Source organism: Aldersonia kunmingensis, from assembly GCF_001646865.1.
Classification (GTDB): domain Bacteria; phylum Actinomycetota; class Actinomycetes; order Mycobacteriales; family Mycobacteriaceae; genus Aldersonia; species Aldersonia kunmingensis.
Genome location: NZ_LRRB01000231.1, coordinates 1 through 26,526, shown reverse-complemented (window position 1 = coordinate 26,526; position 26,526 = coordinate 1). Strand labels below are relative to the sequence as shown.

Annotated in this window: 28 protein-coding genes; 15 read left to right on the top strand and 13 right to left on the bottom strand. The window is 67.2% G+C overall.

The genetic code is table 11. The features are described 5' to 3' along the window. Positions 1-10 precede the first annotated feature (10 nt). Complete coding sequence (locus A8G08_RS18270) at positions 11-2,710, top strand: bifunctional acetate--CoA ligase family protein/GNAT family N-acetyltransferase (RefSeq protein WP_068277249.1); 2,700 nt, start codon at positions 11-13, stop codon at positions 2,708-2,710. A 142-nt stretch (positions 2,711-2,852) separates the two neighbouring features. Here A8G08_RS18270 and A8G08_RS18265 read toward each other — a convergent pair whose 3' ends face one another. The 3 genes from A8G08_RS18265 to A8G08_RS18255 form a co-directional block, all read right to left on the bottom strand. After that, the gene (locus A8G08_RS18265) at positions 2,853-3,821 is read right to left on the bottom strand and encodes a sigma-70 family RNA polymerase sigma factor (protein ID WP_068277248.1); all 969 of its coding nucleotides are present in this window, start codon (positions 3,819-3,821) and stop codon (positions 2,853-2,855) included. A 190-nt stretch (positions 3,822-4,011) separates the two neighbouring features. Next, positions 4,012-5,490, bottom strand: a complete 1,479-nt coding sequence (locus tag A8G08_RS18260; protein WP_068277246.1) for a DUF7782 domain-containing protein — start codon at positions 5,488-5,490, stop codon at positions 4,012-4,014. 60 nt (positions 5,491-5,550) lie between these two features. After that, the gene (locus A8G08_RS18255) at positions 5,551-6,525 is read right to left on the bottom strand and encodes a GlxA family transcriptional regulator (protein ID WP_425394580.1); all 975 of its coding nucleotides are present in this window, start codon (positions 6,523-6,525) and stop codon (positions 5,551-5,553) included. A gap of 62 nt (positions 6,526-6,587) precedes the next feature. On the opposite strand from A8G08_RS18255, the gene A8G08_RS18250 reads away from it, so the two are divergent. Continuing rightward, the gene (locus A8G08_RS18250) at positions 6,588-7,883 is read left to right on the top strand and encodes an MFS transporter (protein WP_068277242.1); all 1,296 of its coding nucleotides are present in this window, start codon (positions 6,588-6,590) and stop codon (positions 7,881-7,883) included. Here A8G08_RS18250 and A8G08_RS18245 read toward each other — a convergent pair. Continuing rightward, positions 7,865-8,221, bottom strand: coding sequence for a DUF3099 domain-containing protein (locus A8G08_RS18245; RefSeq protein WP_068277288.1), 357 nt, complete (start codon positions 8,219-8,221; stop codon positions 7,865-7,867). The two genes, A8G08_RS18250 and A8G08_RS18245, sit on opposite strands and share 19 nt — an antisense overlap. 101 nt (positions 8,222-8,322) lie before the next feature. On the opposite strand from A8G08_RS18245, the gene A8G08_RS18240 reads away from it, so the two are divergent. After that, positions 8,323-8,574, top strand: a complete 252-nt coding sequence (locus A8G08_RS18240; protein ID WP_425394579.1) for a DUF3039 domain-containing protein — start codon at positions 8,323-8,325, stop codon at positions 8,572-8,574. On the opposite strand, the gene A8G08_RS18235 is transcribed toward A8G08_RS18240, so the two are convergent. Next, positions 8,541-9,710, bottom strand: a complete 1,170-nt coding sequence (locus A8G08_RS18235; RefSeq protein ID WP_084436489.1) for a YihY/virulence factor BrkB family protein — start codon at positions 9,708-9,710, stop codon at positions 8,541-8,543. The two genes, A8G08_RS18240 and A8G08_RS18235, sit on opposite strands and share 34 nt — an antisense overlap. 345 nt (positions 9,711-10,055) lie before the next feature. Here A8G08_RS18235 and A8G08_RS18230 point away from each other — a divergent pair, with 345 nt between their 5' ends. Further along, a complete protein-coding gene (locus A8G08_RS18230) occupies positions 10,056-11,744 on the top strand; it encodes a DEAD/DEAH box helicase (protein ID WP_068277286.1) in 1,689 nt (562 codons plus the stop codon). A 77-nt stretch (positions 11,745-11,821) separates the two neighbouring features. Here the strand turns inward: A8G08_RS18230 and A8G08_RS18225 are convergent, their stop codons facing one another. Continuing rightward, on the bottom strand, positions 11,822-12,016 hold the full coding sequence (locus A8G08_RS18225; RefSeq protein WP_068277239.1) for a DUF7455 domain-containing protein: 195 nt from the start codon (positions 12,014-12,016) through the stop codon (positions 11,822-11,824). Positions 12,017-12,252: 236 nt separating this feature from the next. Between A8G08_RS18225 and A8G08_RS18220 the strand changes: the two genes are divergently transcribed. Genes A8G08_RS18220 through A8G08_RS18210 form a run of 3 tightly spaced genes read left to right on the top strand, consistent with a single transcriptional unit; the run spans position 12,253 to position 14,393 of the window. Next, positions 12,253-12,612 (top strand): DUF952 domain-containing protein, encoded by a 360-nt coding sequence (locus A8G08_RS18220; protein ID WP_068277236.1) that lies wholly within the window; start codon positions 12,253-12,255, stop codon positions 12,610-12,612. A gap of 56 nt (positions 12,613-12,668) precedes the next feature. Continuing rightward, on the top strand, positions 12,669-13,151 hold the full coding sequence (locus A8G08_RS18215) for a cation:proton antiporter regulatory subunit (RefSeq protein WP_068277232.1): 483 nt from the start codon (positions 12,669-12,671) through the stop codon (positions 13,149-13,151). Positions 13,152-13,196: 45 nt separating this feature from the next. Next, positions 13,197-14,393, top strand: coding sequence for a cation:proton antiporter (locus tag A8G08_RS18210; RefSeq protein WP_068277230.1), 1,197 nt, complete (start codon positions 13,197-13,199; stop codon positions 14,391-14,393). A gap of 61 nt (positions 14,394-14,454) precedes the next feature. Here the strand turns inward: A8G08_RS18210 and A8G08_RS18205 are convergent, their stop codons facing one another. Together A8G08_RS18205 and ppgK are read right to left on the bottom strand one after the other, a co-directional pair. After that, on the bottom strand, positions 14,455-15,912 hold the full coding sequence (locus A8G08_RS18205) for an RNA polymerase sigma factor (protein ID WP_157108640.1): 1,458 nt from the start codon (positions 15,910-15,912) through the stop codon (positions 14,455-14,457). A gap of 32 nt (positions 15,913-15,944) precedes the next feature. After that, entirely contained in the window at positions 15,945-16,724 is a 780-nt protein-coding gene (ppgK, locus tag A8G08_RS18200; RefSeq protein ID WP_222844278.1) for a polyphosphate--glucose phosphotransferase, read from the bottom strand. Between the two features lie 62 nt (positions 16,725-16,786). Between ppgK and A8G08_RS18195 the strand changes: the two genes are divergently transcribed. Next, a complete protein-coding gene (locus tag A8G08_RS18195; RefSeq protein ID WP_084436480.1) occupies positions 16,787-17,719 on the top strand; it encodes an inositol monophosphatase family protein in 933 nt (310 codons plus the stop codon). A 41-nt stretch (positions 17,720-17,760) separates the two neighbouring features. On the opposite strand, the gene cei is transcribed toward A8G08_RS18195, so the two are convergent. Beyond that, complete coding sequence (gene cei, locus A8G08_RS18190) at positions 17,761-18,444, bottom strand: envelope integrity protein Cei (RefSeq protein WP_068277223.1); 684 nt, start codon at positions 18,442-18,444, stop codon at positions 17,761-17,763. 417 nt (positions 18,445-18,861) lie between these two features. Here cei and A8G08_RS18185 point away from each other — a divergent pair, with 417 nt between their 5' ends. Next, positions 18,862-19,164, top strand: a complete 303-nt coding sequence (locus A8G08_RS18185) for a DUF4193 domain-containing protein (RefSeq protein ID WP_068277220.1) — start codon at positions 18,862-18,864, stop codon at positions 19,162-19,164. A 52-nt stretch (positions 19,165-19,216) separates the two neighbouring features. On the opposite strand, the gene A8G08_RS18180 is transcribed toward A8G08_RS18185, so the two are convergent. Then, positions 19,217-19,732 (bottom strand): DUF3093 domain-containing protein, encoded by a 516-nt coding sequence (locus tag A8G08_RS18180; protein WP_068277217.1) that lies wholly within the window; start codon positions 19,730-19,732, stop codon positions 19,217-19,219. A gap of 33 nt (positions 19,733-19,765) precedes the next feature. Here A8G08_RS18180 and dut point away from each other — a divergent pair, with 33 nt between their 5' ends. Next, positions 19,766-20,260: a dUTP diphosphatase gene (dut, locus tag A8G08_RS18175; protein ID WP_068277212.1), complete on the top strand. Its 495-nt coding sequence runs from the start codon at positions 19,766-19,768 to the stop codon at positions 20,258-20,260. A gap of 8 nt (positions 20,261-20,268) precedes the next feature. Then, positions 20,269-21,207: a DUF3710 domain-containing protein gene (locus A8G08_RS18170; RefSeq protein ID WP_068277281.1), complete on the top strand. Its 939-nt coding sequence runs from the start codon at positions 20,269-20,271 to the stop codon at positions 21,205-21,207. Positions 21,208-21,218: 11 nt separating this feature from the next. On the opposite strand, the gene A8G08_RS18165 is transcribed toward A8G08_RS18170, so the two are convergent. Further along, positions 21,219-21,932, bottom strand: a complete 714-nt coding sequence (locus tag A8G08_RS18165; RefSeq protein WP_068277210.1) for an alpha/beta fold hydrolase — start codon at positions 21,930-21,932, stop codon at positions 21,219-21,221. Positions 21,933-22,065: 133 nt separating this feature from the next. On the opposite strand from A8G08_RS18165, the gene A8G08_RS18160 reads away from it, so the two are divergent. The 3 genes from A8G08_RS18160 (at position 22,066) to shbA (ending at position 23,932) form a co-directional block, all read left to right on the top strand. Beyond that, a complete protein-coding gene (locus A8G08_RS18160; protein WP_068277278.1) occupies positions 22,066-22,443 on the top strand; it encodes an OB-fold nucleic acid binding domain-containing protein in 378 nt (125 codons plus the stop codon). A 65-nt stretch (positions 22,444-22,508) separates the two neighbouring features. After that, positions 22,509-23,228 carry a DUF3159 domain-containing protein gene (locus A8G08_RS18155; RefSeq protein ID WP_068277207.1) on the top strand — a complete coding sequence of 240 codons (720 nt, stop codon included), beginning with the start codon at positions 22,509-22,511 and terminating at the stop codon, positions 23,226-23,228. Positions 23,229-23,335: 107 nt separating this feature from the next. Then, complete coding sequence (gene shbA, locus A8G08_RS18150) at positions 23,336-23,932, top strand: RNA polymerase sigma factor ShbA (RefSeq protein WP_245672883.1); 597 nt, start codon at positions 23,336-23,338, stop codon at positions 23,930-23,932. Positions 23,933-24,000: 68 nt separating this feature from the next. Here the strand turns inward: shbA and A8G08_RS18145 are convergent, their stop codons facing one another. Continuing rightward, a complete protein-coding gene (locus tag A8G08_RS18145) occupies positions 24,001-24,666 on the bottom strand; it encodes a potassium channel family protein (protein WP_068277204.1) in 666 nt (221 codons plus the stop codon). 7 nt (positions 24,667-24,673) lie between these two features. Beyond that, positions 24,674-25,336 carry a potassium channel family protein gene (locus A8G08_RS18140; RefSeq protein WP_068277202.1) on the bottom strand — a complete coding sequence of 221 codons (663 nt, stop codon included), beginning with the start codon at positions 25,334-25,336 and terminating at the stop codon, positions 24,674-24,676. A 153-nt stretch (positions 25,337-25,489) separates the two neighbouring features. On the opposite strand from A8G08_RS18140, the gene A8G08_RS18135 reads away from it, so the two are divergent. Then, positions 25,490-26,526: APC family permease (locus A8G08_RS18135; RefSeq protein WP_157108636.1), on the top strand; the 1,037-nt coding region annotated here is incomplete at its 3' end.

Genomic DNA, 26,526 nt, shown 5'->3' with positions numbered 1-26,526 from the left:
AGGAGGGCACGTGACCGGCGAGACGAACCTCGACTCCGCCCAGCACCGGGTGACATCGGCGGATCCGGGATTTCCGCGGCACTGGATCGCTGATGTGCTCGCGTCCGATGGGCGCGTGGTTACGCTTCGGCCGATCGCGCCGGAGGACGCAGAACTTGTCGTGAAGTTCCACGAGGCACTCTCGGACCGGTCCCGATACCTGCGCTACTTCGGTCCGCACCCGCGGTTGTCGGCGAAGGAACTCGAACACGATGTCAACATCGACTACCACAAACGGGTGGCATTCGTCGCAGTCCTCGGCGACGAGATCATCGGCATCGGCCGCTACGAGGGCCTGCCCGACGACGTCGGAACCCGTTCGGCGGAAGTCGCTTTCGTCATTGCCGACGCGCACCAGAGCAGAGGCCTCGGCTCGATCCTGCTCGAACACCTCGCCGGCGCGGCGGCTGAGAACGGCATAGAGACTTTCGTCGCCGAGGTGCTGTCCGAGAACCGCGGCATGTTGATGGTGTTCCGCGAGGCGGGGTACGAGCTCGAGCGCAGCCTCGACGGGTCGGTGATGCATCTCAAGTTCGCGATCGACCCGACCGACGCGTTGCTGTCGGTGCGCGACGCCCGCGAACGCGCGAGCGAGGCGCGCAGCGTGCGCAACCTGCTGACGCCGCGCTCGGTCGCGGTGATCGGAGCATCCGCCACGCCGGGCAAGGTCGGCACGGCCGCGCTGGCCAATCTGCTCGCCGCCGAGTTCACCGGCCCGGTGTACCCGGTCAATTCCTCGCACCGCTCGGTGCACGGTGTGCGGAGCTACGCCACCGTGCGCGATATCCCCGACGACGTCGATCTCGCGGTGGTGGCGGTGCCGGCCGGGTCGATGGGTGAGGTCTTCGACGACTGCCTCGCGAAGGGGGTCAAAGGACTCGTCGTGCTCGCGGCGGGGTTCGCCGAGGAAGGCACGGACGAGGGCCGAGCCGCCGAACAGCGGATCGTGCACGACGCCCGCCGGCACGGCATGCGCGTCGTGGGGCCGAACGCGCTCGGCATCGCCAACACCGATCCCGCGGTCGCGCTGAACGCGACGCTGGCGTCAGTGCTGCCGCAGCGCGGCCGGGTGGGGTTCTTCTGCCAGTCCGGCCCGCTCGGTGCCGCGATTCTGCGTGAGGCGGCGAACCGGGGAGTTGGACTGTCCACATTCGTGTCCGCCGGAAACCGCGCCGACGTGTCCGGCAACGACCTGATGCAGTACTGGGATACCGATGCCGACACCGAAGTAGTACTGCTCTACCTCGAGACGTTCGGCAATCCGCGAAAGTTCTCCCGGATCGCGCGGCGGGTGGCGCGTTCCAAGCCCATCGTCGTGGTCGGCACCGGCCGGACGGGTGTGCTCGGCCAAGCGGGAGCCGACGAGGCCGGTTCCGCCGTCGTCGCGGACATGTTCGCCCAGACCGGCATCATCCAGGTCGTCTCGGTGAACGAGCTGTTCGATTGCGCGGTGCTGCTCGGCTATCAGCCCCTGCCGGCCGGGTCGCGGCTTGCGGTGGTCGGCAATAGCGCGGCGCTGAACCGGCTCAGCACCGACAAGGCCCGCGCCGAGGGCTTCGACATCGCCCACGCAGTCGGGCTCGGGCCCGCGGCAACCCCGGACAACTACCGCGAGTGGCTGCGAACAATGCTCGTCGACCCGGAGGTCGACGCGGTGCTGTCGATCTTCTCGCCCGCCGTGCCGGTCGACGGGACGCCGTTCGCCGAGGCGATGCGGGCCGCAGTGGACGAGTTCCCGAACAAGCCGGTACTCGCGAGTTTTGCTGCGGCGGAAGGGATCCCGGGACCCCTCGCGGTCCGGGACGAGCGCGGCCATCCGGTTCGCGGTTCGATCCCGTCCTACTCCGACCCGCAACGCGCGGTCCACGCGCTCGCGAAGGCGCTCCGCTACGCGGTGTGGCGGACGAAACCGGCATCGCAGGTCGTGCGACCCGACGGAATCGAGACCGACGCCGCCCGCGCGCTGGTCGCCGAGTGGCTCGTGCAGTCACCGGACGGCCGCTGGCTGTCGGATCTGGAGGCGGTCCGGCTGTTCGACTGCTTCGGGATCGAGGTCGTGGACTTTAGGGAGGTCGTCGGTCCCGACGAGGCCGTGTCCGCGGCCGAGGAACTCGGGTATCCGGTGGCGGTGAAGGCGACGGGGGAGATGTGGCGCCAGCGCGCCGACCTGGACGGTGTGCGGCTGGATCTGGCCACTCCCGACTCGGTGCGGTTGGCCTACGACGATCTCTCCGCCATCTCGGGGCAGTCGCTTGTGCACGTGCAGCGGATGGCGCGAAAAGGCCTCGGAGTCGTGCTGCGGGTTCGGGATGACCCGTCGTTCGGCTCGGTGATCCAGTTCGGCCTGTCCGGGATGATCATGGACCTGATCGGTGACCGCGCGTATCGCGCGCTGCCGCTGACCGAGGGGGAGGCGATGGAACTGCTCGACGCGCCCCGGGCTGCTCCGCTGCTGTCCGGTTATCGCACTCTCGAACCGGTCGACAAGGACGCCATCGCGGAATTGGCGCAACGGATTTCGGCTATGTGTGACGACCTGCCCGATATTCGGGAGGTCGCGTTGGAGCCGGTGCTGGTGTCCGCGGAATCGGTCGAGGTGCTCTACGGCCGGTTGCGGATCGGTCCGGAGCCGAGCAATTTCGATGTCGGGCCGCGACGGCTGACCTACTGACCGCGCACGCTCCCGGCCGGCGGCGCAGACAGCAACGCACCGGTCGGTCTACGCAGCCTCGAGGGGGAAAGGGCTGCGGAGATCCGGCCGGTGCGCGCGTGTGATCGGCTAACGCCGATCACGAGTCGGGTCTGTTCGGTGCTCAGCTGGCGTAGGCGCGAAGCCGGTCGGCTCGCTCGCCCTTGCGCAGCTTCGTCATTACTTCGCGTTCGATCTGGCGAACCCGCTCGCGGGACAGCCCGAACAGCTTGCCGATCTGGTCCAGCGTGCGCGGCTGCCCGTCGTCGAGGCCGTACCGCAGGCGGATCACCTGCTGCTCGCGCTCGTCGAGGGTTGCCAGCACAACACGCACATCGCTGTGCAGCAGGCCGGCGATCACGGCGCTCTCGGCAGAGGTGGCCTCGGAGTCCTCGATGAAGTCGCCGAGCGGAGCTTCCTCGTCGTTGCCGACGGGCATGTCGAGGCTGACCGGGTCCCGGCTGTGGTCGAGCAGATCGGTGATCTTGGCGACCGGAATGCCCGACTCGGCCGACAGCTCCTCATCGGTGGCTTCGCGGCCGAGCTGCTGGTGCAACTCCCGCTTGATGCGGGCGAGCTTGTTGACCTGCTCGACGAGGTGGACGGGGAGGCGGATCGTGCGGCTCTGATCCGCCATCCCACGTGTGATCGCCTGGCGAATCCACCAGGTGGCATATGTCGAGAACTTGAAGCCCTTCGCGTAATCGAACTTCTCCATCGCGCGGATCAGGCCGAGGTTGCCCTCCTGGATGAGGTCGAGCAGCGGCATTCCGCGACCGGTGTAGCGCTTGGCGAGGGAGACGACGAGACGAAGGTTGGCCTCGAGCAGGTGCGAGCGGGCGGCCCGGCCTTCGCGGACGACAATGCCCAGGTCACGCTTGCGTGCGGGCGACAACCGCTTTCCCGTGTCCAGCACATGCTGGGCGTATAGCCCGGCCTCGATGCGCCGTGCCAGGTCGACTTCCTCCGCGGCGCTCAGCAGGGCGGTACGGCCAATTCCGTTGAGGTACACACGTACCAAATCGGCGGCGGGGCTCTGGGCGTCGAGATCGGCGGCGGCGGGGCGCACTCGAACGGTGCTGGGGCTTGTCATGACTTGCCTCCCTATCGGTGGTGTGTCAATGAGAACAACGGGATCGCAGCCCTAGAAGTTCCCGCGACAGCGTCAATCAAAACCGTCCGACCTGCGAAAATCGTGCGCTGGTCCTGAGAAGTTGCTGAGAACAGCTCCCTAGACACCGGGGTCGGGAGAACCCGCCCTCACACCGATGAGGTAGCGCACGTCAGGCGGGATCTATCAGCCCGTGCAGCACCAATGCCCGTACGGAGTCCGTGGCAGCCGCCATCAGTTCTGGTGTCGGCTCGTCGTCGCCGGAAGCGAACGCTAGGAGTGCGACCAGTTCTTCCAACGCCAGACCGTCCGCGCGCATTCCTGCCAGCAGCGATGCGGTCTCATCATCAATCTCGTGCTGCCAGCGAGGCCCATCACCACGGTGGATGCGCGCGACCAGCTGTTCCCAGCCCTCGTCGCCCGCCTGGTACACCCGCTCCAGCGCCGCCGCAGCCGCGACCGAGAAGCGCGAGGCGGGCAGATCAGCCGTACGCAGCCAATCGGTGCGATCGAAATGGCGGACGGCCTCGTCGCCGAGGGCGTCGGAGAACTCGTGGAACAGGTCCTCGGCGAGGACCTCGGTAGGCCCGTCGATATTTCGCAGGTAGACGAAGCCGAACCCGATCCCCTCGACATTCGCCTCGGCGAACGTATCGAGCCATTCCTCGGCCTGGCGCTGGGTGTCCTCGTCGCGCGGATCCTGGCCCGAATCGCGTTGCCACGTGCCGACGTACAGCGCCGGATCTGCGACATCACGTTGCAGAATCCACGCCTGCACGCCGTAGTCGGGCAGCCAGGACGACACGCGCGAGCGCCAATCCTCGCCCTCGATATGCGCCCAGGACGCGAGCAGCGTGGCGAAACCGCCGGGTGCAAGCAGGCCGGGGACACGTTCGATCACCAGGCGGCTCGCGCCGTCGAGGGCGAGTCCGGAATCGCGGTACGTATGGGTCACCCGGCCGAGGCCGACGACGAACGGCGGGTTGGCGACGATCCGGTCGAAGCGCCGGTCTGCGACCGGGTCGAACCACGACCCGGTGAGGAATTCGATGTCGAGTTCATTGATCGCCGCGGTTGCCTCGGCCAGCATGATCGCCCGCGGAAGGACATCGGTCGCCGTCACCTTGTCGCCATAGGACGCCGCGTGGACCGCCTGAATGCCGCAACCCGTGCCGAGGTCGAGCACGGTTCCCGCCGGGCTGGTCGGGGTGGCCCGCAGCAGCGACAGCGACGCGTGGCCGACGCCGAGCACGTGATCGGCGGGCAGCGCCCGACGGCGCACATTGTCATCGAGGTCCGAGACGATCCAGCGGGTCCCGCCGCCGGTGTCGACCGGGCGCAGGGCGAGGCCTGGGCGAATTCTGTCGCCGGCGCGCTCCAGCAGCCCAGCCGCCACCGCGCGGTCGATCTCAACCGGGTGCAGCGCCGCCGCGACCTCATCCTCGGGCAGTGCATCGCCGAGCAGGAACAACCTGATCAACGTGCCGATCTCCCCGGCTGTGCGAGCGGCCCGGCGGGCCGGAACCGGTTCCGATCGGCCGAGCGCGGCATGGGCGTCGGTACCGAGCACCTCGAGCAGGGCGTCGGGGTGGTAGCCCGTCCGGAGCAGGGCGATTCGGAGGTCGGCAGCAAGCTCGACGAGTGCGGACACGCTGGAGATTCTGCCGCAATTGCTCCCGTCGCCTGCGCTCCGCAGACTCCGCGCGTGTGGTCAGACCCCGGACCGGAACGTCTGCCGATAGCGCAGCGGCGACACACCGAGTTCGATGCGCATGTGATGCCGCAGCGCGGCCGCGCTACCCAGGCCGGCGCCGGAGGCGACCCTTTCGACCGACAGATCCGTGGTCTCCAGCAAATGCCGGGCGTGCCGCAGCCGCTGCTGCTGCACCCACGCGCCCGGCGAAAGGCCGGTCTCGGCCTTGAACCGGCGGCTGAATGTGCGCACGCTCATCTGTGCATGCTCGGCCAGCGTGACCAGATCGAGAGGCTCGCCGAGATGCTGCAGGGCCCAATCGCGGGTGGGTGCGGTCCCCGCCGACCCCGGGTCGGGGAGTCCGCGCTCGATGAATTGCGACTGACCGCCGTCGCGATACGGCGGCACCACGAGGTGCCGGGCGACGCGGTTGACCACCGTGCTGCCGTGATCGCGGCGCAGGACGTGCAGGCACAGGTCCATTCCGGCCGAGAGCCCGGCGGAGGTGAGCACGTCGCCGTCATCGACGAACAGCGCGTTCTCGTCCAGAAGTACGCGCGGATAGAGCGCGCGGAACTGCTCGGCGTAGGCCCAATGCGTCGTCGCCGGGCGCCCGTCGAGCAGGCCGGCGGCGGCGAGCACGAAGGCACCGGTGCAGATCGACATCAACCGCGTGCCGGGACGGATCGTCGCCAGCGCGTCGGCGACCGGTCCGGGCACGGTGCCGTCGGTTCGTGGGCCGGACAGTCGGGTGCCCGGGATGATGACGGTATCGGCGGATTCGAGCAGTTCGGGGCCATTCGCGGGCACGATCGCGTATCCCGAAGGCGTCGGAACCGGTGCCGTATCGACCCCGCACACGGCGACGTCGTAGAGCGCGGAACCGTCCGGCCCCGTGGCGTAGCCGAAGGCGGCGGGCGGGATCGACATGTCGTAGCCGATCACCGGTTCCAGGGCGAGCACGGCCACCCGGTGTGGCCGGAACAACTGCATGGCCATATTTTGACACATATTGGCATTTTGGCCACTCGCTGCGGGGGCGAGAGAGCGAGACGATGGTCGGCGTGACCGAACTTCTCGCGCCACCCCGCCCTCGCCTGCATCGCGCCTGGATCGTGGCCGCGGTCGCGTTCGTCGCCCTGCTCGGCGCGGCGGCATTCCGGTCGGTGCCCAGCGTGCTGCTCGATCCGCTGCACGAGGAGTTCGGCTGGTCGCACGCGACGATCGGCGCCGCGGTTTCGCTGAACATGCTGCTCTACGGGCTGATGGCGCCGTTCGCGGCCGCGATGATGGACCGGTTCGGCATCCGCCGCGTCGTCTCGATCGCGCTGTTGCTCGTGGCACTGGGCAGTGGCCTGACCGTGTTCATGACCGAGGCCTGGCAGTTGGTGCTGTGTTGGGGGCTGCTCGTGGGGCTGGGCGTCGGCTCGATGGCGATGCCGTTCGTCGCCACCATCACCGGGCGCTGGTTCGTCGCACGGCGCGGTCTCGTCACCGGAATCCTCACGGCGGCCGGCGCCACCGGTCAGCTGGTCTTCCTGCCGCTCGTCGCGGCCCTTGCCAACGCGCACGGGTGGCGGGTCCCCGCGATCGTCGTCGCCGCCACCGCCCTCGCGGTGGTGCCTCTCGTCGTGCTGTTCATTCGCGACTATCCGAGCGATGTCGGCCTGCGGGCCTACGGCGCACCTCCGGACAGCGAGGAAGGCCTGCGCGTCACCCATGCCCCGGACGCCTGGCGTGCCGTGCGGGTGCTCGGCAAGGCCGCGAGGACGCCGACGTTCTGGTTGTTGGCCGGCGGGTTCGCCATCTGCGGGGCCTCGACGAACGGACTCATCGGAACACATTTCGTCGCCGCCGCCCACGATCACGGCATGCCGATCACGACGGCCGCGACCCTGCTCGCGGTGGTCGGGGTTTTCGATGTCGCGGGAACGATCTTCTCCGGCTGGCTGACCGACCGGATGGATGCCCGTTTGCTGCTCGTCGCCTACTACACGCTGCGGGGGCTGTCACTGTTGATCCTGCCCTCGCTGTTCGCGCCGCAGACGCAACCGAGCATGCTCGTCTTCATCATTTTCTATGGCTTGGACTGGATCGCCACGGTCCCACCCACCGTGGCACTGTGCCGCGAGTGGTTCGGCAACGACGGGCCGATCGTGTTCGGTTGGGTTTTCGCGAGCCACCAGATCGGAGCGGCGATCGCTGCCGCCGGCGCGGGCGCGATCCGCGACCTACAGGGCAGCTACGACCTCGCTTGGTACATCGCGGGTGGGCTGTGCGCGCTGGCCGCGTTGATGTCCGCGTCTATCCAGCGCCGCGAACCTGCGAGTGCTCAGCCCTCGATGGTGTGATGCGTCCCGCCGATCGCCGGCGGTTCCGGGCGGCGGTATTGATAGCGACTCGGCTCGTTCTTGTCGCGCGGCGGGCGATCGTTCGCGATGAGCACGGCGATCCAGGGCAGCGGCACGGACACCGCGATGATCAGCGCCGCGACCAGGGCGCTGCCGAAGGCGCTGTAGGCGACCGCGGCGAGCACGAGCGCGGGGATACGGAACGCCATGATGATCGTGTACCTGCGGACCCGCGCGCGGTGCTGTTCCTCGAAGGAGACTGCGGCGCCTGTGATCAGCGCGGGGTTGTTTGCGGAACCGGGTTCCGCGGGTTCGCCGAAACGGGAGATGTGGTGCATCCCATCGTCGAATTCGGCTCCCCGCGCCATGTTCTCCATGCTGTCACTGTGTGCTCGCGATTGCGAATCCCGGGTGACTGGGGACGTGGCGCTGCGGCATCATGGATGTCGTGAGCACCGAAACCAAGGTCCGGCCCGACGAAACCACCGACGAGTCGACTAGTGATGACACCCCCAAGTTCTTCCACTACGTGAAGAAGAACAAGATCGCCGAGAGCGCGGTGATGGGAACCCACGTGGTCGCGCTGTGCGGTGAGGTGTTCCCGGTTACCCGATCGGCCAAGCCCGGCAGCCCGGTGTGCCCGGAGTGCAAAAAGGTCTACGACGGCCTGCGCAAGGGGGAGGAAGGGTAGTCGGGAAGCGGCGCGACAGTGCCCTGGTAGTCGGCCTGTGGCGCGACAGGGTCCTGACGGGCGCCGTTTTGCGCGGCCCCGAGGCGGGCATTCTGCGCCGGGTCGAGGTCGGTTCCGTTCTGATTTGCGGCCGGGTGCTGCTCGCCGCGCACCATGTCGATGACCCGGTCGGTGGCCGTCCGTAGCGGTCCGGTCGCCATCGCGATCGTCGGGCTCTCGTTCGCCTGAGCGGCGATCCATTCCCGCATCTGTTCCATCCGGGTCGCCCGCGCGGGCCAGAACTCCTGCACCACCGCGTTGAACTCGGCACCGAGGATTACCGCGAAGCCGAGGAAGAACGTGAACAGCAGGAACGCGATCGTGCTGGCTAGCGCGCCGTAGCTCACGCCTGTGCTCACCACCCAGCCGAGATAGCGGCGTAGACCTGCGCTCGCAGCGATGAAGAAGCCGCCGGCGAGCAGCGAACCGCCGAGGAGGCGGTGCCAGGGCAGCGAGGTGTGCAGAGCGAGTTTGTAGAGCGTCGTCAGCCCGACGATCAGCACCAACGCCACGGTCGGATAGTAGAAGTAGTCCACCAGCATGGACCCCACGGAGTCCCATGATTCCGGCATCGCGCGCGCGATCAGCGTCGGCCCCAGCGCCACCACCGGCAGCACGAATACCGCGGTGATCAGAAACGCCACGTAAAGCAATAGCGCGAAAATGCGCTGCCACACGGGATGTCGCCAGTCCTTCTGGTCGTGCGCGAGCACGATCGAATCCACGAAGGTCGCCATCGCCGATGATCCCGCCCACAGGGATATGACGAAGCCCACCGACACGATCCCGATCTTGCCGCGCTGGAGCACGTCGGCGACCGTGGGCGCGATCAGCTGGTCGACCACGCTCTCGCTGAACGCGTCCCGGCTGAACGCGATGATCTTCGCCTCGATGACGTCGAGGGTGTCCGGCCCGAACCAGCCGCCGACGTACCCGATACTGCCGAGCAGGCCGATAAGCAGCGGCGGCAGCGAAAGGGTCTGCCAGAACGCGGCCGTCGCCGACCGTCCGAAGATCGAGTCGCGCCACGCCTTGGTTGCGACTCGCCAGATCAGTCGCCAGGTCACCTGCCACGGTCCCCGACCGCGCAGCCGCATGAACTCGGGATCTTCGGGGGAAGCGGCGGAATCTTTCGATGCGGCAGCGTCCGCGGCGTTCAATGCACCATCGTCGATGCTGTTCGACACATCTGTGCCGTTGCGCTGTGCAGTGCCCGGGCGATCTTCGCCGGACCCGACCGTGTTCCCCATGATGGTTCAAGCATCCCGCACTCGGATCGCAGACGCCCGATCGCCCGCCTCGTGTCGTGTCGCCCACACCGTGCCGAGCGCTTGCCGCCCGCGTCACCGAGCCCCGCTAAGCTCGTCGCGGCGGGTCGGGGAAAGACCAAATTCCACAGCGAAGGAGTCGGGTAAGCGGTGCGAAGCGAGGTAGCCGGCTCGATGCGAGCCTGGCAGCGGCGAGCGCTGACGAAGTACCTGTCCACCAAGCCACGCGACTTTCTCGCGGTAGCGACACCCGGCGCGGGTAAGACCACATTCGCGTTGAAGCTGGCCGGCGAACTGCTCGCCGACCGCACGGTCGATCAGATCACGGTCGTCGCGCCGACCGAGCACCTCAAGCATCAGTGGTCCGCCGCGGCCGCGAATTTCGGTATCGCGCTGGATTCCCGGTTTTCGAATTCGACGGGCCAGACCTCGTCGGACTATCACGGCGTCGTCGTGACCTATGCGCAGGTGGCGGCTCACCCGACGCGTCACCGGGTCCGTACCGAGAATCGCCGCACGCTGGTGATCCTCGACGAGATCCACCATGCGGGTGACGCGAAGAGCTGGGGCGAGGGTGTCCGCGAGGCATTCGACGACGCCACCCGCCGCGTCGGGTTGACCGGAACCCCGTTCCGCAGCGACGACAGTCAGATCCCGTTCGTCACCTACGAGCCCGATGATGAGGGCCTGCCGCGCTCGCGCGCCGACCACTCCTACGGCTACTCCGATGCGCTCGCCGACGGTGTTGTGCGCCCAGTGGTCTTCCTGGCGTACTCGGGCGAGGCGCACTGGCGCGACAGCGCGGGCGAGGAGTACAGCGCCCGGCTCGGCGAGCCGCTCAGTGCCGAGCACAACGCTCGTGCCTGGCGGACCGCGCTCGATCCGAATGGCGACTGGATCGGCTCGGTCCTGCGCGCCGCGGACACACGGCTGGGCCAGCTGCGTTCCTCGGGCATGCCCGATGCAGGTGGGCTCGTCATCGCGACCGACCAGACCACTGCCCGCGCCTACGCCGACCTGCTCACCACACTGACCGGGGAGCCGCCGACGCTCGTCCTCTCCGATGACCCGGGTTCCTCGGGCCGCATCAGCGACTTCGCCGCGAGTACCAAGCCGTGGATGGTCGCGGTCCGCATGGTGTCCGAGGGCGTCGACGTCCCACGCCTCGCGGTCGGCGTTTACGCCACGAGCGCCTCGACCCCGCTGTACTTCGCGCAGGCCGTCGGCCGATTCGTCCGGTCCCGCCGCCCGGGTGAGACCGCGAGCGTGTTCCTGCCCTCGGTGCCGGTGCTGTTGGATCTGGCGAGCCAGATGGAGGCGCAGCGCGACCACGTCATCGGCAAGCCGCACCGGCCCAAGGAAGGTTTCGACGACGAGCTGCTCACCGAGGCCAACAAGCAGCAGGACGAGCCCGGCGAGGACGAGAAGCTGTTCACCTCGATCGGCGCCGACGCCGAGCTCGACCAGGTGATCTACGACGGGTCGTCCTTCGGCACGGCGACTTTCTCCGGATCCGACGAGGAGGCCGACTACCTGGGGCTACCCGGACTGCTCGACGCCGAGCAGATGCGGGCCCTGCTGCGCGAACGGCAGACCAAACAGGTGTCCGCGCGTACGGCAGGCGGGGACACCGTCCAGCCCGACGCCCCCGCGCCGGCGCGGCGTTCCTCGCCCGACGCGGCCGAACAACTCGGCGCCCTGCGGCGCGAGTTGAACGGCCTGGTCGCCATGCACCATCACCGGACCGGTAAACCGCACGGGATCATCCACGGCGAGTTGCGCCGTCAGTGCGGTGGCCCGCCGACCGCGATCGCGTCGGCCGAGCAGCTGAGCGAGCGGATCGCGGCACTTCGCCGGTGGTGATCCACCGGGCAAGACGAACGCAGCGGGTGACCTCTCGGTCACCCGCTGCGTTGTCGTAGTTGTGTGGTTGGCGCTACTCAGCTCGCCGGAACGGGCTCGGACTCGACGGTCGCGTCAAGTTCACGGAGGCGGTCCATGTGCTCGTTCGCGTGATGCTGGCAAAACAGCAATTCGCCACCCGACGAGAGCACGGCACGAACCTTTGCTGCGGCACCGCACCGGTCGCAGCGGTCGGCCGCGGTCAACGGGGTGCTGATCAGAGTTTCTTGCATGACTCCTCCGTCCTGGCGATTGGTGCCGTGGCACCCACCTGGTCCTCGTTCCGCCGCACGTTTGCTCGCTGCGGTTCGTTCACTCTGTCAGACGTTTGGGCTTCGTGTGTTGTTCCCCCGCCGGGTTGATTGTGTTGTCACTTACACGAAACATGTAGCTTCACCCTTCGCGTGACTACCCGGGCCCCTATGCGCCCAACGGAGTCGAATCCAGCAGTAGTGAGGTGAGAGTCCCCATGTCCAGTGGTGCACAAACCCTGCTGCACATCTGCACTCGAGGCGAGTGGGACGATGCCCGCCGTGCCGGCGAGCGCCGCCCGGAATCGCTTGACGCACAAGGATTCGTCCACCTGTCGTCGCCCGAGCAGGTGCACCTTCCGGCCAACCGGTTGTTCCTCGGCCGGACCGATCTCGTGCTGCTGCACCTTGACCCGGACGCCCTCGGCGCGCCGGTGCGCTGGGAGCCCGGCGTCGCGACGGACCCGGAGTCCATGCGATTCCCGCACCTCTACGGCCCGATCCCGGTGGACGCTGTGATTGATATCACGTCGTACCAGCCCGATGTCACCGGACGGTTCGCTCCGCTGTCGCCGTGAACCAAACCGGTCCGGAGTTTGGGGTTTTTGTCCGGTCGCGAGGATAGGCTCGGTTTGTGAATGTGGAAGTCACTCCGCTCCCAGGGATCGGTGTCCGCAAGGACTTCGAGATCGCTTCCGGACGCCGGGTCGGCGTGGTGTCACGGCGCGACGGAACACAGGACCTGATCGTGTCGAAGAGCGACGATCCCGACGCGATCGCCACGCAGGTGCCGCTCTCGAACGAGGAAGCCGCGGTGCTCGGCAATCTGCTCGGAGCTCCGCAACTCGTCGCGCAGTTGCAGGAGGATCATCGCGACCTGCCGGGCATCAACACACGTCAGATGCCGATCGCTGGTGGCTCACCCTACGACGGGCGGAGCCTCGGCGAGACCGCGATGCGCACCCGGACGAAGGTGTCGATCGTGGCGGTCATGCGTGCAGGGCAGCTGCAGCCATCGCCCGGTCCCGATTTCAACTTCACCGGCGGGGACGTTCTCGTCGTGGTCGGTACATCCGAGGGCCTCGATGCCGCCGCGAAGATTCTCACGCACGGATGAGCGAGCGCGAGAGGCGATCACGCCCCGACCGAAATATCGCCCGGGATGGATGAAACTGCGAAAGCGCTCATCGAGCTCGGCGCGGTAATTTTCGCCCTAGGCGTGCTCGGTCGCTTCGCCAATCGCTTTGGCATGTCACCGATCCCGCTGTATCTGCTCGGTGGGCTCGCATTCGGGCAGGGTGGGTTCTTCCCCCTGGGGGAGACCTCGGAGTTCAGCGATGTGGCCAGTGAGCTCGGCGTGGTGCTGCTGCTGTTGCTGCTCGGCCTCGAGTTCACCGCAAGCGAATTGGTCACCGGTCTGCGGCGCTCGTGGATGGCCGGTGTCGTCGACATCGTGCTGAATGCGACACCCGGCGTTGTCGCTGCCTATCTGCTCGGGTGGGGGAGTACCGGCGCGCTCGTGCTCGGGGGTGTCACCTACATCTCCTCTTCGGGCATCATCGCGAAGGTGCTCAGCGATCTGGGCCGGCTCGGTAACCGCGAGACCCCGGTGGTGCTGTCGATCCTCGTGTTCGAGGACCTCACGATGGCGGTCTATCTGCCGATCCTGACCGGTGTGCTGGGTGGAGTGAGCCTCCTCGGCGGGCTGCAGACGGTCGGGATCGCGTTGCTCACCGTCACGGTCGTGCTCGTGGTCGCGCTCAAGTACGGCAGGAATGTCTCGGCGATCGTGCACAGCGAGCATCGCGAGGTGTTCCTGCTCCAACTGCTCGGTGCGGCGCTGCTCGTTTCCGGTATCGCGTCCGCGCTGCAGGTATCCGCCGCCGTCGGCGCGTTCATGCTCGGCATCGCCATCTCGGGGTCAACCGCGCACAGTGCGGCAAAACTGCTCGAGCCGCTGCGGGATCTGTTCGCCGCGATGTTCTTCGTGGTGTTCGGTTTCAACACAGACCCGACGCAGATCCCGCCCGTGCTCGGCGCAGCTGTCCTGCTCGCCATCGCGACGACGGCGACGAAGGTGGCCACCGGCTGGTGGGCGGCGAGCCGAGTAGGGGTGCGCCGGATGGGCCGCGCCCGCGCCGGGGCGGCGCTCGTCGCGCGCGGCGAATTCTCCATCGTCATCGCCGGTCTCGCCTTGGCGGCCGGTCAGGTGGACGACGAACTCGCCGCGCTGGCTACTGCCTACGTGCTGCTGATGGCGATCATCGGCCCGGTCGCGGCCCGCGTGGCCGAGCCGGTGATGAACCTCGTGACCAGGAGCGAGAAGCCCCGTGACCCGTTCCCGGACGCCCTGCCCTGATCGGACTGCACAAACGAACGGCCGGCGCTGAATGCGCCGGCCGTTCGTACTTGAGTTTTCGTTAGTCCAGGTAGTCGCGAAGCACCTGCGAGCGGCTGGGGTGCCGCAGCTTCGACATGGTCTTGGACTCGATCTGCCGGATGCGCTCACGGGTAACGCCGTAGACCTGGCCGATCTCATCGAGGGTGCGCGGCTGGCCGTCGGTCAGGCCGAAGCGCAACCGGACGACGCCTGCCTCGCGCTCGGACAGCGTTTCGAGCACCGACTGCAGCTGATCCTGCAGCAGCGTGAAGCTCACCGCGTCGACTGCGACGACGGCCTCGGAATCCTCGATGAAGTCACCGAGCTGGCTGTCGCCCTCGTCGCCGATCGTCTGGTCCAGCGAAATCGGCTCACGCGCGTACTGCTGGATCTCGAGGACCTTCTCCGGCGTGATGTCCATTTCCTTGGCGAGCTCTTCGGGCGTGGGCTCGCGGCCCAGGTCCTGAAGCAGTTCGCGCTGGATGCGGCCGAGCTTGTTGATGACCTCGACCATGTGCACGGGGATACGGATCGTGCGGGCCTGGTCGGCCATGGCGCGCGTGATCGCCTGGCGGATCCACCACGTCGCGTACGTGGAGAACTTGTAGCCCTTGGTGTAGTCGAACTTCTCGACCGCGCGAATCAGACCGAGATTGCCTTCCTGAATCAGGTCCAGGAACGCCATGCCACGGCCCGTGTAGCGCTTGGCGAGCGAAACGACGAGACGCAGGTTCGCCTCGAGGAGATGGTTCTTGGCGCGGTTGCCGTCGCGGCAGATCCAGGCCATGTCGCGGCGCTCGGTGGGCGAGTACTTTTCGCCCTTCGCGGCCTTCTGCTCCATGAGGTAAACGGCGTAGAGCCCGGCCTCGATGCGCTTGGCGAGCTCCACCTCCTCCTCGGCGTTGAGCAGCGCGACCTTGCCGATCTGCTTGAGGTAGGCACGCACCGAGTCCGCGGAGGCGGTGAGCTCGGCGTCCTTGCGGGCCTGCCGCAGGGCCTCGGATTCTTCCTCGTCCCAGACGAAGTCTCCGGCTGCCTTTTCCTTCTCGGCAGACGTCGCTTCCTCGGCTTCGGGCTCGGCCTCGACCTCGACGACCTCGGTATCGGCGAGGTCACCCTCGGTGACCTCGAGATCACCGATGTCGGCGACGTCTTCGCCCTCGGCGTCGGGGTCGTCGGACTTCGCCTTCGACGTCGCCTTCTTGGCGGCAGTCTTCTTGGCGGCGGCCTTGGCCGGTGCCTTCTTGGCGGGTGCCTTCTTGGCAGGCGCCTTCTTAGCGGCGGCCTTCTTGGCGGGTGCCTTCTTGGCGGGTGCCTTCACAGCAGTGGCTGCGGCCTCGGCCGGAGCGTCGACGACGTCCGATTCGGTGGCCGAATCGGTGGTCTGACGCGTATTCGTGGCTACCACGTACGCCCTTTCGTGACGAGGTCGTGCGGCGTCACGCCAGAGTGCTTTCCGGCGGAGCGATCTGTCGGGTTTTCGCCGGCTTGGCGCCAGCCGACCACCATTGTAACGATCAATTTCGATAGCTACGAAAGCGCGGACTCCGGTGTCGCGGTTGCGCCCTCCGCCGCCATAGCCGCGCCAACGATACCCGCCGTGTTCAGGAGCTTCGCCGGAACGATCGGCGTGCGGATGTCGAGGTGCGGAATCCACTTCTCGCTCTTGCGGCTGATCCCGCCGCCAGCGATGAAAAGGTCCGGCCAGAACAGGGCCTCGTAGGCATTGAGCACCTTGGTGACATGCTCGGCCCACTTCTCGTACGACAGGCCCTTGCGGTCCTTCACCGAGGACGCCGCGCGGTGCTCGGCTTCCTTGCCGTGCACCTCCATGTGGCCGAGCTCGGTATTGGGCATGAGCAGGCCGTGGTTGATCAGGGCGGACCCGATTCCCGTGCCGAAGGTCAGCAGCAGCACCACGCCGGTCATGTCCTTGCCGGCACCGTGCGCATCCTCGGCCAGGCCGGCGGCGTCCGCGTCGTTCAGGACCGCGACCTGCCGACCGCCGAAGGCCTTCGAGAACAGTTCGTCGGCCTGCACCCCAATCCACGAATGATCGATGTTGGCCGCCGTGTAGACCTTGCCGTCCTTGACCACGGACGGCAGGGTGACGCCGATCTTGCCCTCCCAGCCGGACTCTTCGACGATCTTGGCCGCAGTCTCGGCAATGGCATCGGGAGTGGCCGGATGCGGAGTGAGGATCTTGATCCGATCACCGATCAGCTCACCCGTTTCCAGGTTCACGACGCCGCCCTTGACGCCGCTGCCGCCGACGTCGATACCGAATCCGCGCGGGCTTTCGTTCGGCATTTCGCTCTCCTGAGTGTCCATCCGATGCGGAGCTGGGCGAGGCGCTCTCGGCCATCAACAGTATGCGTCGGGTGCGGTTTCTGTGGTCCGATTGGCCCGTGCACCAATCCGATGCCCCGGCCCCTTCCGACACCACCGATCCGCTAGAGCTGCGGGTGGTGGCCGAGTTCGCGGCCACCCGCGCGGCCGCCCATATCCGTGCGCGCCGGCCGCAGGTTTTCGGTCCGCGCGCCGACGCGTCGCCGAACGCGGGAACCGTAGCGGTGCAAGCGAAGAGCACCCCGACCGATCCGGTGACCGTGGTGGACACCGAAGCCGAGCACGAGATCCGTCAAATCCTCGCCGAGCTTCGCCCTTCCGATGCCGTGCTCGGCGAGGAACAAGGCGGCTCGGCGTCGGTCGACGGGGTGCTGTGGGTCGTGGACCCGATCGACGGCACGGTGAACTTCCTGTACGGCGTTCCGGCGTACTCGGTTTCCGTGGCCGCCCAGATCGACGGGCGCTCGGTGGCGGGCGCTGTGGTCGATGTGGCGGGAGAGGTGACCTACAGCGCGGCGCGTGGCCATGGCGCCACCCGCACGGACGCCGCGGGGAATGTCACATCCTTGCGCTGCAACCCGGTCGACAGCGTCGCAATGGCTTTGGTGGCAACCGGTTTCGGTTACGGATCGGCGCGGCGTGCAGCGCAGGGGCGGGTGGTGGCCGAATTGTTGCCCCGAGTGCGCGATATCCGCCGGATCGGGTCGGCGGCGCTGGACCTGTGCATGGTTGCGTCGGGGCTGGTCGACGCCCACTACGAGCACGGCCTGAATACCTGGGATTGGGCCGCAGGCTCGCTCATCGCGACCGAGGCGGGCGCGCACATCATGGTCCCCGATGCGGCCACACCGGGTGCTGTGGGCGAGATCGTCGTGGCCGCTGCGCCTGGGATCGCACAGGAATTTCGCGAGGTGCTCGACGCGGCGGGGGCGCTTGCGCCGATCCCGGAGGGCTGAACCCCACCGGCGTCCGGCGCGTCGCTACCGCGAGTCCGGCGTCAGCAGCGGGCCGTGCGGGCGGCCTCGAGTAGGTCCATATCCGCCGGTGCGGCCTGACCCGCGGGTGCGGCACGCAGTGTTCGAAGTACTTCTTCGGCGTCGTTGTTCGGGGAGATATCGCTGAAGTAGTTCCCCAGAGCCAAGTCGACGGTGTCGTCGGGCCTGCTGTCCTCGATCAGCTCCGAGCAGGGCGCGACGAGCTGAACGGTGGCCGCGGCGGCCGCCCCGTTCGGGCCGAACCGGATCTGCGCCGAGCACTCCATGTTCTGGTCCAGGTAGATCGGGTCGTTGCCGACCTGCACATCCGGCGCGCTCGCGAAGCCGTAGTCGGACAGCTGAGCGGCGATATGCGCGGCTTGCCCCCGCTGGCCATTCGCGTTGTAGACCCGCACCCGCGTCGCAGACAGCGCGGCTGGGTCGACGTCGGTCAGTCTGCTGGAGCCCACCCGCGCGCCCAGCGTCGCCGGGACCGGCGCGCTCGGGTCGGTGGAGGCCGGGACCGCGGGGCTGTTGCAGCTCATCGCCGTGGTGCTCTGCTCGGACCCCGCGAACACCCCGATCCAGACGAAGCCGCACAGCACGGTGAGAACACCGATCATGACGAGCCACGGCGTCGGGCGTCGCCGCAGGAAGCGCCGGCCCTTCTCATCCGTGGCCGTGCCCTCGGTGATCATCGAAACCACGTGTGGAGCTCCTCTTCCTTGACGCCGTGTCCGAGTCGCCGATCACTGTAGTCGCGCGGCGTTGCCCGGTCCGGGAGTGACGCCGGGGGAGGTGTGTGGGGAACGTCTCGATTCGCTCATGAGTTGGTGACGATTTGGTTGACGTTTCGCCACGCGGGTCGCTCAGTTACCACTTGGCCTGCTGGTTCCGCTACAGTCTGCCCGCTCAGGGTGGCTGATCGACCGCATTGTGGGCGAGTAGTTCGGGGAACAAAGACGTGTGGGCCGGCGTTGGTCGGTTCCTGGTAGCGGGCATTTTCCAGGGGTCCCGAACGTTGTTCAGACACGATCAGTTGCGCACCACCGGCGGTTCGGACGAACGCTGAGACGTTCGGCACAGCCCGGACCGGGATCGACGAGAGGCAAGGGGAAGACGGAATGGCAACCGACTACGACGCACCGCGGCGGAACGAAGCCGACGAGGTTTCGGAGGATTCACTCGAGGAGCTGAAGGCTCGCCGCAACGAGGCACAGTCGGCGGTAGTCGACGTCGACGAATCGGACACGGCGGAATCGTTCGAGCTTCCGGGCGCGGACCTGTCCGGCGAGGAGCTCTCGGTTCGGGTGATTCCGAAGCAGGCCGACGAGTTCACTTGTTCGAGCTGTTTCCTGGTTCATCACCGCAGCCGGCTGGCGAGCGAGAAGAACGGCCAGCTGCTCTGCATGGACTGCGCAGCCTGAGCTAGGCCTGCTGAGCTAGCCGGGCGAGCCCGTTTCTGACCGAGGGGGTCGGTCAGCGCGGGGTACCGGCGTCAGCCAGCGCCTCGAGCAGACGCTCCGGGCGACGCGTACTCACCAGCCAGTAGGGAGTCGGGTCGTCCGGGTCATCGAGGACCACGAGCACCAATTGACGAATCCAAGCGCGGTGCTGGACGTAGGCAGCCGGATCGAGCTGCCTGCCCAGCGCCGCGCTCTTCGCGCTGGCCGGAACCGCGGCGGTCCGGGCGATCACATCGACCGGAAGGTGGGCGCGACCCACCATCAGCTCGGCAGTCCCGTCGCGCGGCGCGACAACCTCGACACGCAGTCGGCTCAGCCATACCAGCACCCAGGTCGGGACTGGAAGCAGGAGCAGGTAGGGAAGCCAGCTCGGTACCGCGCGTATCCCCATGTCGATCTCCGCGGCGAGTAACAAAGTGATGCCGAAGGCGATCGGCCACCAATAGATGGGCACCCACAGGCGTTCTGAGTAGCGGACTGCGCCGGTGCCGTCAGCATCAACCGGCGCCGGACTCGATCGTTCTGGCACGGTCCAAGCCTAGAGAAGGGCAACCGCAGCGTAATGTCGGACCTCGTGATGGGACTCGACCCGGTACCTCTGATTCGTCTCGATCCCGGCATCGAGATCCCTCGCCGAGCGCACCCCGGTGACGCAGGTGTGGATTTGTGTACGACCGAGGACGTCATCATCGAGCCAGGCGAGCGCATGCTTGTCGGAACCGGCATTGCGATCGCCCTTCCGGTCGGCACCGTCGGGTTGATTCATCCCCGGTCCGGCCTCGCCGCGAAGTGCGGTCTGTCGGTGGTCAATACGCCCGGAACGATCGATGCCGGCTACCGCGGTGAGATCAAGGTGTGCCTGATCAACCATGACCTGCGTACGCCGATCGAGCTGCGCCGCGGTGACCGGATCGCGCAGCTTGTCGTGCAGCGGGTGGAACTCGTCGAGTTCGTCGAGGTGGTTTCGCTCGATGAAACAGCGCGCGGCGCAGGCGGATACGGGTCCAGCGGTGGGCACGACAGTCTCGCGAGCAGCCCGAACGAGGAAGAAGCGTAGCGATGGCGTTGTTTGGCGGACGGAAGAAGCGGTCCGATCGGGACGAGCCCGAGCAGGACTACGCCGAGGACTTCGTCGATGACCAGTTCGACGAGGACGAGTCCGACACGGACGAGTTCGAAGCCACCGCGCCCGAGGGTGTTGGTCCCTTCGACTACGAGGATGTCGCGGAGCGGCTCGACGCGGTCATCGACCAGCGCCTCGACCTTGGCTCGGTCGTGCTGCCGATTCCGGACGGTGCTCAGCTGCAGGTCGAGATGGGCCAGGATGGCGCCCCGCAGGCCGTGCATCTGACAACCCAGCACGGACGAATCACGGTCGCCGCCTACGCGGCGCCGAAGACGCCCGGCCAGTGGCGCGAGGTGGTCACCGAGATCGCGGACACGATGCGGGAGCAGAACGTGACTCCGTCGATCGAGAGCGGGATCTGGGGCCGCGAGCTCGTCGTCGCCACTCAGGCTGCCGATCTGCGCTTCATCGGCGTCGACGGGTATCGCTGGATGGTGCGGGCCGTCGCGGCGGCCCCGCCCGGCACGGGTGTCCCGACGGACGGTCCCCTGGCCGAGGCGACGCGCGCGGTGCTACGTGAAACGGTTGTCCGGCGCGGTTCCGATCCGCACCCGGTGCGCGCACCACTCCCGGTGGTATTGCCTCCGCATCTCGCCGAACAATTGGCCGCCGCGTACAACCAGCAGGTCGCCGCGCAGCAGCAAGGTGGACAGCCGGCGCCCGGACAGCCCGTTCCACCGCAGCCGCAGCAGGCGCCGCCCCAGCAGCCGCAGCAACCCGGTCCGCAGGCGGGGCCTGCAGGGGGACAGGCGAATTCGGCGCAGCCCCAGCAGGGTCCGTCGAACCCGTCCGCTCAGCCGCAGCCGAAGCGCCGCCGTGGTGTGTCCGGTTCCGCGATGCAGCAGATCGGTCGTCAGCCGGGCGAGTCCCAGCGCTGAATCGTCTGGAGCTAGAACTGCACGCCGAGTTCGGCGAGCGCGGCAAGTCCCGACCGGCCGAGCGTCGCCGGGTCGGCGCCGACCTCGTCGAGCGTGATTTTCGCGAGCGCGGCCTTGGGCAACAGCACCGACCACTGCTGTGCGACCTCGATCGGGTGCACCGCGTCGTCGACGACGCCGACAATCCCGACCGGGGTCGTGACTCCGGCGAGCAACTCGGGGCCGGGCGCGGTGTAGGCCGCGGCCTCCTCGAGCGCTTCGGGCAGGTGCTTGCCGTGCCGCTCCCACGACTGGGTGAGCGCATCTGCGAGCCATAGCGGGCTGCTCGCACGCATCTGCGCGGTGACCGCCGCGAGCCCGTCGGTGCGCAGGCTGTCGGCGGTGAAGCGCGCACTGTGTGCAGCAGCCGCGTCGTGCGGGGGCCCGGTCCAGGCGGGCATGGTGGCGATTACCGCCGCGGCGGACCCCGGACGCAACGCCGCCCATTCGAGTGCGACGGCCGCGCCGATCGAGATTCCGGCAGCGATGACCGGTCCACCACGATCGGCCGCATCGTCGAGTGCGGCATGATAGCTGGCAATCACTCCGCGTGGGTCTGGTTCGACCGCGATCGTTGTGATGTGCGGCACGTCGAAAGCGGGCTCGAATGCCTTCCGAGCGAAATCGGCGTCAGAGCCGCTACCAGGCAAAACGACGGCCACTGGACGGGCGTTCACCGACTGCATGCAGCGATTGTGCACCGGTGAGAAATATGCGTCACAACCGAGTGGTTGCACGAAGGTTGTGGGTCTACAGTGGCGGTCGAACGCTACATACCAGTGGCACGGCCGCCGCGCCACAGATTTTCAGGAGTTCGCGATGTCCACCGCAGCCTCAGGATATTTCCGTCGGCTCAGCCGCAGGCTCACCGAGGATCTGGCGCAGCGCGATGCGGAGGAAATGGCGGAGACCGCCGGCGCATCCGGAGCCAAGCACGCGTGTGATTGTCACCGCGGTGACGACGTAACCATGCTGGGCCGTCTGCGCAGCGTGGATGCGTGTTCCAAGGCGGCCGGCGCCAGCATGCAAGCCGAGTTCTTCGACGGCACCGACACCGTGACGCTGGTCTGGATCGGCCGCCGCCGCATCCCGGGTATCGAGCCCGGACGCAAGCTGAAGGTGCGCGGTCGCATCGGTGAACGCGACGGTGCCAAGGTGATTTTCAATCCGCATTACGAACTGCAGGGCACTGCCTGAGCCTCCCGGCTCACGCGAACTCTCCGCCGTAACGTCCTCATTCGGCTCTATGGCACGCTCGTGACGTGACACACAGCCAGAATCCGGAGACCGAACCGGACCGGCCGCAGACCCTCCTCGAACAACTCGGCGGGGTCAGCGGCCTGATCTATTCGACCGTTCCCGTCGTCGTTTTCGTTCCGGTCAATGCAATCTTCGGTCTGACCGCCGCAATCTGGGCCGCACTCGGCTCGGCCGCGGCCATCCTCGTCCTACGCCTCGTCCGGCGCGAGCCGATCCAGCCGGCAATCTCCGGATTCCTCGGTGTCGGAATCTGCGCCTTCATCGCGCACCGCACTGGAGATGCCAAGGGGTACTTCCTATTCGGCATCTACACAAGCCTTGTCTATTGCGCGGTCTTTGTAATTTCGATCCTGGTCCGGTGGCCACTGGTCGGCGTCGCGTGGGGGATGCTCAACGGCGTTGGCACCAGATTCCGGAGCAACCGGACCGCGGTGCGTGCCTATGACATCGCCACCGCCGGCTGGGCGCTGGTTTTCGGGTCCCGTTATCTCGTTCAGTCGTGGCTGTACGACAGCGATCACACCGGCTTCCTCGCGTTCTCCCGGATCGCGATGGGGTGGCCGCTCGCGGCGCTCGCGGTTTTGCTGACGGTGTGGGCTGCGCGGCGCAGCGATCGCGCTCTAGCCGAAGCAGATGCGGCTGCCGAGGCCGATGCGGCCGACGAGGCCGACGAATCGCCCGAGGCCGACGACTCGTCGCACACCGAGCACAAACACCTCTGAGCTGGGTTGCGGGGGTGGTGCCGAACCATCCCTGGGGTTTCTAGTTACCGGCAGCGGTCCGCCGGACGATCGATATGTGCCGATCGAACCCAGGAAGGACCGCTGCGATGGCTGATCCCCAGCTGACCAAGGCCCTCGACGAACTTGTCGTCCGTGCCGCCGACGGCGATCAGGACGCGGTCACGCAGATCGTGCGCAAGGTGCACCCGTTGATGGTGCGGCATTGCGCGTCGAGGCTGCGCAATCGCGACGACTTGCACGTCACCGCCGACGATGTCGCCCAGGAAATCTGCATGGCCGCCGTCGCCGCGATTCCGCGTTACCAGGACCGCGGCAAGTCGTTCCTCGCATTCGTGTACGGCATCGCCGCGAACAAGATCGCTGATGCCCGCCGGCGCGGCCGCATCTATCCGCTGTGCATCGTCGATGACATCCCCGACCAGGAGTCCGCCGACCCGGGTCCCGAGGAGCTGATGCTGCACTCCGAGCGCAGCTTGGCGACCGGTGACCTGATGAAGATCCTTGCGCCGCATCACCGTGAGGTGCTGATGATGCGCATCGTGCTGGGCTGGTCCGCGGCCGAGACCGCCGAGGCGATCGGTACCAGCGCCGGGGTCGTGCGCGTCATGCAGCATCGTGCGCTGAACCGCCTGCGCGCCGAACTCGATCGCAAACCCGTTGCACGCGAACTGGTTTGCGCATGAACGGGCCCGCTACACGAACTCGGTCGCGCTTGGCCGGATTCCGGGCGCGCACTCGTCGCGCCGCCGGGCTAGTGCTTGATCAGGCCGAATATCTCGCGCAGTTGATCTTCCACATCTGGTGAGGCCACGAACAGCAACTCGTCCCCGCCCTCGATCGGATCGTCCGGCTGCGGCACGATGACCCGTCCGCCGCGCAGGATCGTCACGAGTGCGACATCGCGCGGCAGTGTCATCTTGCGCACAGCCTTCCCGGCCAGCGGAGTGTCGTTCGGCAGCGTGATTTCCACCAGGTTCGCCTGGCCCTGCCGCAACGTCATCAACTGGACGAGGTCGCCCACAGAGACGGCCTCTTCGACCAGTGAGGCGAGGATCCGCGGCGTGGACACCGCGACGTCGACACCCCAGGAGTCGTCGAAGAGCCATTCGTTGCGCGGGTCGTTGACCCGGGCCACCACGCGCCGCACGCCGAACTCGGTCTTGCCGAGCAGACTGAGCACCAAGTTCGCCTTGTCGTCACCGGTAGCGGCGATAACCACCTCGTAGGTTTCCAGGCGCGCGGTCTCGAGCAGGCTCAGCTCGCACGCGTCGCCGTGGACCCAGATTGCCTGCGGCACGGCTGTGGCATCGACGTGACCGAGCTGCTTCTCGATCAACATCACCTCGTGGTCGCTGCGCAACAGCTCGCGCGCGATGGACCGGCCGACCGCGCCGGCACCGGCGATTGCCACTCTCATCGCTGTCTCAGCTCTCGATCGGAGGGTTGCCGGCGACGGTCGAGATGTCGCCGATCGTGCCGGACAGGGCAGCGACATACACCGCGTCGCCGTCCTGGATGACCGTCTTCTGCTCGGGCAGCAGGCCTTCGCCGTAGCGCAGCAGGAACGCCACACGGGAACCGCTGGCGCGCTCCAGTTCGGCGACCGTGCGGCCGAACCAGTCCTCGTGCACGGTGAGCTGCGCGATCGACACTGCACCCGACGGGTCGCGCCAACGGGTCGCGTCGGTCTGCTGGATGAGTGACTGCATGAACCGGTCCGTGGTCCATGACACGGTGGCGACGGTCGGGATCCCGAGCCGCTCGTAGACGGCAGCGCGCTTGGCGTCGTAGATGCGCGCAACGACGCGTTCCACGCCGTACTTCTCGCGGGCAAGCCGTGCGGAAATGATGTTGGAGTTGTCTCCCGAGGACACCGCCGCGAAGGCGTCGGCGCCCTCGATTCCAGCCCGGGTCAGCACGTCACGGTCGAAACCCATGCCGACGACCTTGCGGCCGGGGAATGCAGGGCCGAGTCGCTGGAATGCGCTCTCGTCGCGATCGATGATCGCGACGTCATGTCCGATTCGGGTCAATCCGCCCGCGAGCGCGGCCCCAACGCGGCCACACCCCATGACCACCACGTACAACCTGTTTCCCCGATCCTCGACGAATGCCTGTCCGGCAAGTTCACCACGCGAGGCAACGGTAGCGCTCTTCTTCGTGACAGCGTTGCCGCGGTTCGCTAGTGAATCGATACGCCTGATGCTCCGCGCGCGAGGGCAGCGGCTTACGCTTTGGCGGTGTCAAAGGTAACCACGGCGACCAAGCGGTTGCTGCTCGGCCGGCCCTTCCGCAGCGACACGTTGGGTCACACGCTGCTGCCGAAGCGAATCGCCCTCCCCGTGTTCGCTTCCGACGCGATGTCGTCGGTCGCGTACGCGCCGGAGGAAATCTTTCTCGTGCTGTCCGTAGCGGGGCTGTCGGCCTACGTCTACACCCCGTGGATCGGTGTCGCGGTGTGCTTCGTGATGGCCGTTGTGGTGGCCAGTTACCGGCAGAATGTGCACGCCTATCCCTCCGGCGGTGGCGACTACGAGGTTGCGACGACGAACCTGGGACCGAAAGCCGGACTCACCGTCGGCAGCGCGCTCCTCGTCGACTACGTGCTGACGGTGGCGGTCTCGATCTCCTCGGCCGCCTCCAACATCGGCTCGGCGATCCCGTTCGTCGCACACCACAAGATCCTCTTCGCGGTCGCGGCGATCGTGCTGCTGAGCGCGATGAATCTGCGGGGTATCCGGGAATCCGGCGCCACCTTTGCCATCCCGACCTACGCGTTCATCATCGGCATGCTCGGGATGCTGGTGTGGGGACTGATCGATGTTTTCGTCCTCGGCTCCGACGTGCAGGCGGAGTCCGCCGGACTGGACCTGCAGGCCGAAGATGATCACCTCGTCGGCCTTGCCTTTGCCTTCCTGATCGCCCGCGCGTTCTCCTCCGGCTGCGCTGCGCTCACCGGTGTTGAAGCGATCAGTAACGGCGTGCCGGCATTCCGCAAGCCCAAGTCGCGCAACGCCGCGACGACGCTGCTATTGCTCGGCGGGATCGCGATCGTGCTGCTGATGGGGATCATCTTGCTGGCCAAGAAGATCGGGGTGGTCATCGCGGAGGATCCCGAGACACAGTTGGTCAACGCCCCCGAGGGTTACCACCAGAAAACACTGATCGCACAGATTGCCGAGGCCGTCTTCTCCGGCTTCCCGCCCGCCTTCTACTTCATCACTATCGTCACGGCGCTGATCCTTTTGCTCGCGGCCAACACGGCATTCAACGGTTT